Genomic DNA, 10663 nt, shown 5'->3' with positions numbered 1-10663 from the left:
GTCGTGCCACAGTAGTCATTCTGGCTTATCTCCTTATGCGGGATGGATTCCCACACACAAACCATCAGACACCCTCTGACGTGGTGGAAGCGCCTTTATCAGACGGAGAACTACGACCGCGCCGCGCGATTCGCTGTAGACACTAAAGGTAAGTTCTACTACCCGGATTTCGTCGTGTTCGAGGAGTCTACGAACACCTACTACGTGGTAGAGGGCAAATCATCGCGCGACATTTACTCGACTGATGTACAGGACAAAGCGCAGGCTGCACTCGACGCGCTAGCCGAGGTTCCGACTATCGAAAAATTCGCAGGACAGCGGTGGAAGTACCTGCTCGTGGACGAGAAGATGATCGACGCGTCGAACTTAGACTGGGACGCTTTGGTGGCTGCGCACGCAAGATGGCAATAATAAATCAGACATCGCGTCGCATTCCGCATTCGTCGGTTGCCTCGAATACAGATTGAAATGCGACGTTTGCCCTCACCAAGAGGACCTAATTGAAAGTTAGTTATGGCCCATGAAAATGGTTCGACGATTCGTATTGCATGGTGAAGTCATGTGGATGGGGACTAGTTGATTCAGCCACATAAAAACTCGGGGCATTGCCCCTGCTAAGAGTCGGTAATGTCGTGTTATTGGTGAGCACCGTGTCACCATCACCTGGGGGTGGTCCTCAGCACGCTGATACTGACTACCAGTAGGGTGGGGACACTGAATTAGTGATAGCGACCACGAGAAAGGCTCGACGATGACCACCCCGAATAATCCTTACGGCGACTCCGCATCGAACGGCGGCTTTGGCGCGAATGGTGCTGGCGATGGTGCCGCGAACGGTGCGACGCCCTCGAACGGTTCCACGAGCCCCGGCGCCGGTGCTGGCCAGGGCCTGCCCAATTACGGCTCGAGCGATGCGAACCCGACGGGTACCTCGTACCCGGCCGGTGGCACGGGCAGCACCGCTTATGGTGCAGGTACTGGCGCAGGCGCTGACTATGGCACCGGTGCGGGTGCTGGCTCTGGCTACACGGGCTATGGTGCCGCAGGTACTCCGGGCTACGGCCAGGGTTACCAGGGTGCCGGTGATTGGGGCGCGGCTGCGGCGCAGAAGTCGAAAGTTGCGCCGTGGGCGTTGGGCGTGGGTATTCTCGCGCTGTTGTCGTGCATCTTTGTCGTCCCGCCCCTCCTGCTCGGCCCGATTGGCATCATCCTGGGCATCGTGGCGCTCGTGACTGCGCGCAAGCTACCCAAGGATGCACGCCGCACGTGGATGTCTGTTACGGGTCTGGTGCTCTCCGTCCTGTCGCTGCTGTTCATTGTTGTGCTCGCAGTTATTGGCGTGGGTATCTTCAACAGCGCGAACCTGGATGAGTGCATGAACATCACGGATCCCGCCGAGCAGCAAAAGTGCGTCGAGGATAACGTCAATAGCTCCTTCGGTCAGTAAGACCGCTGGTGCGGCGTTGATTGTCGCACGAACCCCGCTGAGGCTCGTTCATTGAACTGTCGCCACCGCGGGGTTCTTTCACGTCTTGAAGCTGGGAAGAGAAACAACCGTTCGAAGCCCAGTGTCCGGTCGCGGGGTCGTGTTGGGGGTGGGCTCTACGGTAAAGAGCATGAATAAGAAGTACGACCCAGTTGCCGCTGAGCAGCTGACAGAGCAGACCACAGAGCGGCTCGTGGCGCACCATGCGGAGCGGCCCGCGGTGGCCTCCGCACCGGCGGTGCAGCCGCTGACGGTTGCTGATGTGGCGAAGCTGCGGTGGCTGCGCGCGCAGATTCACGGGCCGGTTATCTTGGCCGAATTTCGCGAGGCGACGCTCGATGCCGTCGCGGAGTATCGCGTGGACCGAGGTAAGAGCGTGGGCACCGCCGTCATCATCACGGTGGTGGCACTCGTGCTCGCCGCAGTGGCCGTGCTCGTCGGTATCGCCATCATGCAGGGCGCGGCCGGTTGGATGCAATCCCTGAGGGAGGGCAGCTAATGAACTCGAAGAGTAGCGGCTGCGGCGGGATTATCGGCTTCGTCCTTCTTGTCGCCATTGCAGTGTGGGCGCTTGCCATTGCGCTGTGGGTCGCGGGTCTGGCCGTGGCCGTGGGCGGTGTGGGCTACGCCGGGATGCTCATCTACCGCGCGTGGAAAGACACCGGCAAGGGCGCGGTCCAGGACGAGCTCGACGCGGAGATTGTCGCGCTGGGCACGGAATCCGCGGCGGACCTCGATGCGCTCTTGCTGGAGTGGGACTACGCGGCGGTCACCCAGGGCATCGGAAGCCCGTTGCAGGAGGCCTTCGCACAGGACCCGCGCATGGCGGCACGTATCCGCGAGCAGATTATGGCTGCGGCGGTGCGGGTGCGCACTGCCCCGGATGAGTCGGAGCGCCTGCGCAGCGTCCTCGCTGCGGAGGAGGTGCGGGTCAACGTACACGCACTTCTGCGCGACGGTCCAGGATGACCGCCGCCCGTGGCCCCGATAAGGGGCACGAATAGCGCCTGCCATAATCCTTAGATTACGCGGAGTATCCGTTAAGGCTTTGTTTTTCTCGGTCTGCTCAGGACCACTATTCCCTTCGCCATCTCTTCAGGAGTGAACTCTTATGAACGTCACTATGAATATTGACATCAACAAAATCATCGGCCTTATCGTCACGGTGATTTCGATTATCGGCGCCATCTCGGCGCGGTCCAGGGCGATACTGGTTCCTCAAGCCCCAACGCCAATGACTCCTCGCAGTCGGACGGGACCAATTCCCAGCCGGCGCCGCAGCCTGCACCGAAGTCGGCGCCGCAGCCTGCACCGAAGCCGGAGGTGCGCACGCCGGAGCAAGTGAGTGCGTCGCTCATGCAGCAGCTCAACGAGTTCCGTGCCTCGGAGGGGGGTTGCACCCGTGTCTGAGTCTGCGGAGCTCAACGCCATCGCGCAGAAGTGGGCAGAGCACGAGGCCGCGCTGGGCGAGTTCGAGCACAGCAGCTTCAGTTGCTGGACCTACACGGATTGCCCGCATGAGCACATCGCTGCGGTCGGTGACCCGACCGAGGCCATCGATGTCTGGAAGGACTCGACGGATGGTCACCGCGAGGACATGTACTACACGACCTCTGTTGCCGTGGGACACGGCTTCGCGAAGTACACCGCGGGCCCGTACAAGGGCATGTGGTTCGTGGTGCAGTTCTGGCATGACCACAACGAGCGCTAACGCTTGAATGCCGCGACCTCACCTTCCCATGTTCGTGTGGGAGGTGGGGTCGTTGACGTTCTCCGGTGTTGTTCGTGACTGCGCAACGGGGTTGTGCAGGCTAGACGAGGCGGTAGCCGGAGCCGCGGACGGTCTCGATGCGTTCGGGGCCGATTTTCTTGCGCAGCGTCCGGATATAGACGTCCACGACGTTGGAACCCGGATCAAAGTCCATCTCCCAGACCATGGAGAGCAGCTGCGCGCGCGAGAGAATCTGGCCGGGGTGGCGCAGGAAGGTCTCGAGCAAACCGAACTCGCGGCGGGACAAGTCTGTGGACGTGCCGGCGACCTCCACGCGTTGGGTGCGTAGGTCAAGGCTCACGTCCTCGTGCGTGATGGTGAAAGTCCCAGGAGCTGAACTCGTCCCAGCGGCCAGGGTGCGCGGGGCAAGCCGCAGGCGCACGCGGGCTAAGAGCTCGGCGAACTGGAAAGGCTTGGGCACGTAGTCGTCCGCGCCGCCCTCCAAGGCCTTGACGCGGGCCTCGATAGTGGTGCGCGCGGTGAGCACGATTATGGGCACGCCGACTTGGAGGACGCGCAACTGCTCGAGGACGTCGAGGCCATCCATGTGCGGCAGGCCGAGATCCAGGATGAGGAGGTCGTACTCGTTGCTGCGGGCACCGGCGAAAGCCTCGGGCCCCGACGCGACGACGTCGACGGTATAGCCCGCGTCCTTGAGTCCACGGGAGATAAAATCCGCGATACCGCGGTCGTCTTCGGCAATGAGAATTCGGCTCATGAGGTTAGTCGTACTTTCGTTGTCGTTGGGGCTAGCTTAGCGCTCGGGCTCGCTGACGTTTGGGGTTTCGTGCGCTGAGGGCGGAAGCGTAAGACCGAAGGTGGCGCCTGCGCCCTCGTTGCTGCGGGCGTCGTTATTGCGGGCGAAAACCGCGCCGCCGTGGGCCTTGGCGATGGCCGCGACGATGGACAGTCCCAAGCCCGCGCCACCGGGACGGGTTTGGGGACCGGCGCCGGTGTCCGTGGCGTGCTCGCTACGGCTAAAACGGCCGAAGAGTTGGTCGAGCTCCTCCGTGTTAATGCCGGGGCCGCGGTCGCGGACCCAGAGTTCGAGTCCTGCGTCTTGAGTGACGGTGGCGCCGAGTTCGACCTGGTCCTCGGAGTAACGCAGCGCATTGCGGATGAGCTCAAGGAGGGCTTGGGTAATGCGTTGAGCGTCGAGGTCATAGGTGCCCTCGGCAAGCTCGGTGAGCATGACACGGTCATCGAGAGTCTCCGCCTTGTCCGCGATGTCGATGACGAGTTCCGCGATCTCCGTGGGACGGGTATGGACGAATTCGCCGGAGTCCGCCACGGCGAGGGTGAGCATGTCTTCGACCATGCGGGCCATGCGGTCGAGCTCCGCCGTGGCGAGGGCGATGGAGCGTTGTTGTTGCTCCGGGTCCGCGGTGTGGAGGAGCTCCAACTGTCCGCGCACCACCGTAATCGGGGTGCGCAGTTCGTGGCCCGCGTCATCGATGAACTGGCGTTGGTGTGCGTATGCCTCCTCGATGCGGTCGAGCATGGCGTTGAAGGTGCGCGACAGACGCGCGATCTCGTTGGTACCTTTCACCGGCACGCGGGCGGTGAGGTCCTCGTTGGAGATGCGCGTGGAGACTTTCTCCAGGCGGCGCACGGGCGCGATGATCTGGCCCGCGATGAGCCACGCGAGCAAGATCGCGAGCGCCATGCCCACCAGTGCCACGAGACCCACCTGACGGATCTGCGCGGCGGCCTCGGCGCGGGCGTCGTGGGTAAACACCGCGACGATGAAGTAGTCGTCTTCCTCACCACCAGTGTTGATGGCGACGCGGCCCCAATGAACGGGGCCGTACTGGGTGGATTCGACGAACCCGCCGTGGGTGTTCGAGTTGCGGATATGCGCAATGAGCGGGTCACCAATGTCGATGACGTCCGGGAGCCTGCGGGCAAAGCCTTCCATGTCTGGCTGGACGAGCTGGTGCTTCGCGTTAAGCAGCCCCAGGAAGAGCTCGTCCTCGCCGGGGATTTGGCGGGCCATGTAGGTGGTAATGAGGGTCTCCGCGTCTGCGAACGGCTCGCCGGTGCGCGGATCGACGCCCTCGGCGGCAAAGCTATTGAACTCGCTGAGCTCCTGGACCACGTCATCATTGGCGTGCTGAGTCACCGAGTCCATGAGGATGGACCGGGTAATGATGAACACGCCGGCGAGGATGACCGCGATGGTCACCGTAAAGCCGAATACGATGGACCACCGCAGCGAGCTTGGGGCGGGAAAGCGCATGCGGTGGTCCTTGGGGTCGTGGTGGTCGGTGGAAATCAGCGGGGTGAGCCGGCCGGGAGAGCGATGCGGTGGCTAGTCATCGTCTCCGTCATCATCCCAGTCGTCGTCATAGTCGTCGTCATAGTCGTCCCAATCATCGTCGTCATCATCCCACGTCTGATAGTTCAGTGGGGGCGCTGCCGGAGCGGGTGCTTGCTGGACTGGTGCCTGCTGCGCTGGAGCTCGGTAGGAGGGAGCCTGTGGTGCTGGCGCCTGGTACACGGGTGCCTGTTGCGCCGGGGCCAACGGTCCCGGCGCAACGGTGCCGCGGTTCTGATTCGTGGAGTCATCGCCGTTAGTATTGTCATCATCGCCGGGGGAGGCTGGCTCCGCTTTCGGGTCCGTGGACCGCGAGGTCGACGGTGCTGCGGACGAGGATGTCACCGATGTTGTCGCCGGCGCGCTGAGCCGAATGGTGTCAGCGGCCGGGTCGACGTTGTCGCTCGAGCGCGAGGTGAGCGTAATGGTGCTCGCCACGATGACAACCAGCAGGATGCCCAGGGCGATAATCGGCGCGAAACGCTGCAACGCGGACGGTTGCTTGGTCTCGGGGCTGGTCGGCGGTTCCATGAGAGTCCTTTCTACAGGCAGTGGAGACGGTGCCCCAGCAGGCGGGGCGGGAGATGTGGTTCACCTGCGGGGTGTGCTGTGCATTAGTCGGTACTTGTTAGGCCTGTCACCAGTATGAACGGCGTCCGTGAGGGCTCCATGAAACAAAGATGAAAGTTTTTCATCTTCGCGGGCTCGGTGTCGCAAGCCTGGGGGACAAGAACGCGGAAACCGCGCAAGCGATTGTGCGCGGCTAGGAGGATAGTGGGCGCGGCGGGCTACCGCGCGGCGTCGGATGTCTTAGTCATCGAAGTGGTCATCCTGGTCATCCTGGTCATCGTCGTCGTGCTCGTCATCGTCGTTGTCATCACGGTCATCCCAGTCGTCGCGGTTGTCCTGGTCATCTCGGTCATCCCAGGCCTCGTCATTGTCATCGTCGGCGTCGTCGTTGTCATCACGGTCATCCCAGTCGTCGCGGTCGTCCCAGTCGTCGTCGAAGCGGTCGTCATCCGTGCCGGTGGTGTCGTCGGCGTCGCCCTCGAGATCGTCGTTCGCGTCGTCGCGGTCATCGTCCAGATCGCCCCAGTCATCACGGTCGTCGTCGAGGTCGGCTGGGGAAGTGGCGGCGGGAGTCGGCCCGGGGGCATCGTCAGCGCCAGCGGTGGCGGAAACGGCGACGGCGCCGGCGGTGCCCAGTGTCACGACAGCGGCGGCGAGGACGCTGGTGCGCAGGCGGCGGGTGGTGGTTGCGGTCGTGGAGGTCGGAGTGGAGTGCATGAGGTGTCCTTTCCCAGTCCCGGCCCCCCGGTGTGGGCCGGTGCTGTGCGTTGTGGTGTAGTGGGGTGACCTGTGCGGTCATGAACCAGTATGAGGACTGGCCATGAAAAGGCGATGAAGCCAACATGAGAGGATCTTCATCTGGATTAAAGTGCGTTGAACTGGGGAAATGTGCAGGGGAGTGGCGGCGGTTAGGCCGCGGGGAGGACGGTGGCGGGTGCGTGGTAGCGCTCGCGGAGCTTGGCCTCCGTGCGGCCGGCGACGGCGCAGCCGAGCTGGAGCATGCGCATGGCGCGCTCCGCGGCAGCGACGAGGAGGGGACGGCCTTGGGAGACGGCATCGGAAAGCTCCATGGGCACTGTCATGATGGACTGGATGGCGGCAATGCCGCAGTCATGGACCGCGGGCGCGCCGTGGCCGAGGGAACCGGCGAGCGCGAGGACCGGGACGCCGGAGTCCTGGCAGCGGCGCGCGATTTCCGCGGGGACCTTGCCGCGCGGGGTCTGGAAGTCGATGGCGCCCTCGGCGGTGATGACGACGTCCGCCTGCGCGAGCAGTTCGTCCAAGTCCTCATCGAGCAGGACCTCGAAGCGGTTGCGCGCCTGCGCGCCGAGGGCCATGAGCCCCGCGCCCAAGCCTCCCGATGCCCCCGAGCCCGGCCCCGTCACAATGTTTGCCGCTGGCTGGAAATGGCCGTGAAGCAGTCGGGCGAAGTTCTCCAGGCCTGCTTCAAGCTCCTCGACTTGTTGGGGAGTCGCGCCCTTCTGCGGGCCGAAGACGCGGGCGACGCCGCGCTTACCGGTGAGCACGTTGTGGATATTGCAGGCGAGGATGATGTCGACGTCGTTCAGGCGCGGGTGCAGCTTGTCGGTGTCGAGACTGCGAGCGTGGCGGAGGTGTGCGCCGCCGGGGGCGAGCTCGTTTCCGTGTTCGTCCTTGGCTGTCACGCCCAGCGCGGCGAGCGCGCCGGCGCCGCCGTCCGAGGTGCCCGAGTCCCCGCAGCCGACGATGATGGTCTCGATATCGCGGTCGAGGAGGTGGCGGAGCAGCTCGCCCACGCCGTAGGTGGTGGTCGCGCCGGGGTCGCGCAGGTCCTGCGGCACGAGGGTGAGCCCCGCGCAGGAGGCCATCTCGATGACGGCGAGGCGTCGCGCGGGGAACTCGACCCAGTGGGCGGTGACTCTCTGGCCGACGGGTCCGGTGACTTCTAGGGTGTGTGTCACCGCGCCGGGGCGGGCGGCGAGGATGTCGACGGTGCCCTCGCCGCCGTCGGGAACGGGGTAGGTGTCCACGCGGGTGCCGGGCATGACGCGGCGGATCCCGGCTGCGATGGCGTCGGCGACTTCGATGGCGGACAGGGACTCCTTGAAACCGGAGGGAGCGACGACGATGCGCTCGGGAACGAAGATGGTCATGATACGTACTCCTTGTATTTATTCTGGTTGTGTTAGTTGAGGGACAGGCCGAGGACTGGCCAGAGGAAGAAGGCGCATGCGCCGGTGACGGCGATGTGCAGGGGTGCGAGGATGAGGCTCAGCCGGATGAGGTCGCGGCGGTCGAAGGTCGGGTGGTCGTCGATGGCGGCGAAGATAGCCAGCGGCTTCGCACTCGCCGGAAGTGTGTGGCTGAGTCCTGCGGCGACCGTGGACGCGAATGCGGCGGCGACGGGATCGAGACCCATCTGCGGGGCCAGCGCCACGACGAGCGGGATGAGCACCGCCGAGCGCGCCGAGCGCGACTGGATGACCAGGTGTGCCAGTGCCGAAGCGATGATGATGCCCCACACGAAGGCGATGGGGTTGTCACCCAGCAGGCTGGCCGCCCACGTGCCCAGGGCCTCCGAGATTCCGGAGTCCATGAGCGCCCGCGCCAGCGCGACAGTCGCCGCCATGAAGATGAGCAGGTGGAAGGGAACCTTTTTCATCGCCTGTGGCAGGCTGATGACCCCGATGCCCGGGGCCGTGACGAGGAGCGCCGCGACCACCGCCACGACCGCTGGGTCCAAGCCGTGGAGAGACTGGGTGAGCCATGCGATGACGGCGCCCGCGAGGATCGCGATGGCCGTGCGTTGTTGGGCGTGGCGCTGTGGGGTCGGCGTCTTTTCCGCGAGGTTAAGCTCCAGTGGTTGCGCGCGCTGTGCGGGCGTGGTGAAGGCGAGCAGGACGATCTCGGCGCTCATGACAGTCATGATCGCGGCGTACGGCACGCCCCAGATAAGCCACTGCGTGAAGGTGATGGGGTCTTCGCCGCTGGTGGTGAGCACCTGCACCGTGATGAGGTGCGCGCCCGCGCCGATGAGCGAGGCCGCCGCCGTGAAGAGCACCGTGGTGGGGATGAGCAGCGCGAGGACCTTGGTCAGCCACGGCTGCGTCTGGACCACAGTAGTGGCCAGTGCTCCGAACACGGGGAGCAGAAGTGCTGCGCGTCCGCTCGTAGCGGGCACCGCGAAGGCCGTGGCGGCGGCGAGGGCAGCGACCGTGTGGACGAGCGCACGGGCAGTGACGGCGTGGGCGCAGGCACGTGCCACAATGCGCACCGCCAGGCCGGTTTGCGTGACGGCCGCGGCAAGGACAAACGCGCCGATGAGCAGCCACGTGAGCGAGGCGCCGAGTGGAGCGAAGAAGTCTTCGGCGGTCAGCGCGCCGCCGGCCACGAGCGCTACCGTGGCGGCCAGCGCCACGAAGGTGTCGTTGATCGTCGTGGCCATCCACGCCCATACGGCGAGCGCGAAGATCGTGGCGACGAATGGGGCGCTGCCGCCCAGCGGCGCGGCCGCCGCCCATGCGCCGACGGCGGCCGCGAGAGCGGTGAGTGTCTGGAGCACGCGGCGGACGACCTGTGTGGGCTTGCTGGGCTGGTCTTGTGCGGGCTCTCGTTTCACGTCGTCCGGCCCGCGGTGTTGGTCCCCCGGGCCCGCCGTGAACGACGGATGGGAAAGCAGGGTAGTCATCGGTTTCTCCTTGAGTTAGAAGGTGATGGAACTCAAGGTAGAAACGGGGCGTGAAGCCTCGATGAAGTCAGGGTGAGGAAACGTTCATCTCACGCTGAACTGCGTTGTCGTGCGTTGGAGTCGCTACTACAGTCATCCCGGTCCGGGGAAGGCGCCGCCGGTGACGACGAAGACGATCGTCATGACGGCGCTTCATGACGGCGTAGATGCGCCAGACGATGAGCAGTGGCGAGAGTCCGGCGACGACGGCGAGGATTTTGAGCGGGGTGGGAGCGGGGGCATGGGCAAGCGCGAAGGCAACGATGCCGAGAGGGACGGTGATGAGGCAGTAGGGCATGGTGTGCTCTCAGACCCGCTACTGGGGCCGTCACGGTGCGTTCCTGATCCTCATTGCGGCGCATGACGTCGCGGACGGCGTCGAGCGGGAGTTCCGGCGCGAAACAGTCGTAGATGGCGCTGTTGGTCTCCGTGAGGTCGATCGAGACGTTCACGGCCACCGGCTCCGAGCCAGGGATGGCGAGCTCGAGTGCGTAGGAGACGATGTCGCCGGCGTACTGCGTGGACTCGATGACTTCGCCGATGCTCGCCTGGGTGAGGCCTTCGGCCCACCCCGGCAGTTCGTGCTCGCGGGAGGCGAGTCCTTCCTGAGTCCGTGGCGTACGCTCGTCGTTGGGTATTAGAACTGCCGCCACGGCCTGCGCCATGGTGGACTCCGGAGAATCCTCGCCCCAGAGCTCATCGAAGTATTTCGTGCCGACGGGCGTGCCTTCATCTATGCCCTCCTCGCGAGCGACGCGCTCGGCGTAGGAGAGTCCGTTGAGGAACTCCATAAGTTCGACGGAAGACCCGTCG

12 protein-coding genes are annotated in these 10663 nt (G+C 64.6%); 5 read left to right on the top strand and 7 right to left on the bottom strand.

Features of this window, described 5'->3' with window-relative positions:
* Positions 1–42: 42 nt before the first annotated feature.
* The 5 genes from ABJ196_RS03855 (at position 43) to ABJ196_RS03835 (ending at position 3197) form a co-directional block, all read left to right on the top strand.
* Positions 43–411, top strand: coding sequence for a hypothetical protein (locus ABJ196_RS03855; RefSeq protein WP_347305301.1), 369 nt, complete (start codon positions 43–45; stop codon positions 409–411).
* A 340-nt stretch (positions 412–751) separates the two neighbouring features.
* Positions 752–1447: a hypothetical protein gene (locus tag ABJ196_RS03850; protein ID WP_347305300.1), complete on the top strand. Its 696-nt coding sequence runs from the start codon at positions 752–754 to the stop codon at positions 1445–1447.
* 169 nt (positions 1448–1616) lie between these two features.
* On the top strand, positions 1617–1985 hold the full coding sequence (locus ABJ196_RS03845) for a hypothetical protein (RefSeq protein ID WP_347305299.1): 369 nt from the start codon (positions 1617–1619) through the stop codon (positions 1983–1985).
* Positions 1985–2455, top strand: a complete 471-nt coding sequence (locus ABJ196_RS03840) for a hypothetical protein (RefSeq protein ID WP_347305298.1) — start codon at positions 1985–1987, stop codon at positions 2453–2455. Before ABJ196_RS03845 ends, ABJ196_RS03840 begins: the two co-directional genes overlap by 1 nt.
* Positions 2456–2888: 433 nt before the next feature.
* Positions 2889–3197, top strand: a complete 309-nt coding sequence (locus tag ABJ196_RS03835; RefSeq protein WP_347305297.1) for a CAP domain-containing protein — start codon at positions 2889–2891, stop codon at positions 3195–3197.
* 100 nt (positions 3198–3297) lie between these two features.
* Here ABJ196_RS03835 and ABJ196_RS03830 read toward each other — a convergent pair whose 3' ends face one another.
* The 7 genes from ABJ196_RS03830 to ABJ196_RS03800 all read right to left on the bottom strand — a co-directional run bounded on the left by ABJ196_RS03830 (position 3298) and on the right by ABJ196_RS03800 (position 10641).
* Positions 3298–3975, bottom strand: coding sequence for a response regulator transcription factor (locus tag ABJ196_RS03830; RefSeq protein ID WP_347305296.1), 678 nt, complete (start codon positions 3973–3975; stop codon positions 3298–3300).
* A gap of 36 nt (positions 3976–4011) precedes the next feature.
* Complete coding sequence (locus tag ABJ196_RS03825; protein WP_347305295.1) at positions 4012–5496, bottom strand: ATP-binding protein; 1485 nt, start codon at positions 5494–5496, stop codon at positions 4012–4014.
* A 72-nt stretch (positions 5497–5568) separates the two neighbouring features.
* On the bottom strand, positions 5569–6105 hold the full coding sequence (locus ABJ196_RS03820) for a hypothetical protein (protein WP_347305294.1): 537 nt from the start codon (positions 6103–6105) through the stop codon (positions 5569–5571).
* A gap of 279 nt (positions 6106–6384) precedes the next feature.
* Positions 6385–6861, bottom strand: a complete 477-nt coding sequence (locus ABJ196_RS03815; RefSeq protein ID WP_347305293.1) for a hypothetical protein — start codon at positions 6859–6861, stop codon at positions 6385–6387.
* Positions 6862–7052: 191 nt separating this feature from the next.
* Complete coding sequence (locus ABJ196_RS03810) at positions 7053–8276, bottom strand: glycerate kinase (protein WP_347305292.1); 1224 nt, start codon at positions 8274–8276, stop codon at positions 7053–7055.
* A 32-nt stretch (positions 8277–8308) separates the two neighbouring features.
* Positions 8309–9811, bottom strand: a complete 1503-nt coding sequence (locus tag ABJ196_RS03805; RefSeq protein ID WP_347305291.1) for an SLC13 family permease — start codon at positions 9809–9811, stop codon at positions 8309–8311.
* Between the two features lie 179 nt (positions 9812–9990).
* Positions 9991–10641: a hypothetical protein gene (locus ABJ196_RS03800; RefSeq protein WP_347305290.1), complete on the bottom strand. Its 651-nt coding sequence runs from the start codon at positions 10639–10641 to the stop codon at positions 9991–9993.
* Between the last annotated feature and the right edge of the window lie 22 nt (positions 10642–10663).

Source organism: Corynebacterium sp. SA-MJD20WY100, from assembly GCF_039822565.1.
GTDB lineage: Bacteria > Actinomycetota > Actinomycetes > Mycobacteriales > Mycobacteriaceae > Corynebacterium > Corynebacterium phoceense_A.
This window is presented reverse-complemented; position numbering and strand designations above follow the sequence as displayed.

What these genes read in the sequence shown, in the direction of transcription:
- ABJ196_RS03855 (WP_347305301.1), top strand. Translation starts at nt 43, where the DNA reads ATGGATTCCCACACACAAACCATCAGACACCCTCTGACGTGGTGGAAG.
- ABJ196_RS03820 (WP_347305294.1), bottom strand. Translation starts at nt 6,105, where the DNA reads ATGGAACCGCCGACCAGCCCCGAGACCAAGCAACCGTCCGCGTTGCAG.
- ABJ196_RS03830 (WP_347305296.1), bottom strand. Translation starts at nt 3,975, where the DNA reads ATGAGCCGAATTCTCATTGCCGAAGACGACCGCGGTATCGCGGATTTT.
- ABJ196_RS03815 (WP_347305293.1), bottom strand. Translation starts at nt 6,861, where the DNA reads ATGCACTCCACTCCGACCTCCACGACCGCAACCACCACCCGCCGCCTG.
- ABJ196_RS03840 (WP_347305298.1), top strand. Translation starts at nt 1,985, where the DNA reads ATGAACTCGAAGAGTAGCGGCTGCGGCGGGATTATCGGCTTCGTCCTT.
- ABJ196_RS03850 (WP_347305300.1), top strand. Translation starts at nt 752, where the DNA reads ATGACCACCCCGAATAATCCTTACGGCGACTCCGCATCGAACGGCGGC.
- ABJ196_RS03845 (WP_347305299.1), top strand. Translation starts at nt 1,617, where the DNA reads ATGAATAAGAAGTACGACCCAGTTGCCGCTGAGCAGCTGACAGAGCAG.
- ABJ196_RS03810 (WP_347305292.1), bottom strand. Translation starts at nt 8,276, where the DNA reads ATGACCATCTTCGTTCCCGAGCGCATCGTCGTCGCTCCCTCCGGTTTC.
- ABJ196_RS03805 (WP_347305291.1), bottom strand. Translation starts at nt 9,811, where the DNA reads ATGACTACCCTGCTTTCCCATCCGTCGTTCACGGCGGGCCCGGGGGAC.
- ABJ196_RS03800 (WP_347305290.1), bottom strand. Translation starts at nt 10,641, where the DNA reads ATGGAGTTCCTCAACGGACTCTCCTACGCCGAGCGCGTCGCTCGCGAG.
- ABJ196_RS03825 (WP_347305295.1), bottom strand. Translation starts at nt 5,496, where the DNA reads ATGCGCTTTCCCGCCCCAAGCTCGCTGCGGTGGTCCATCGTATTCGGC.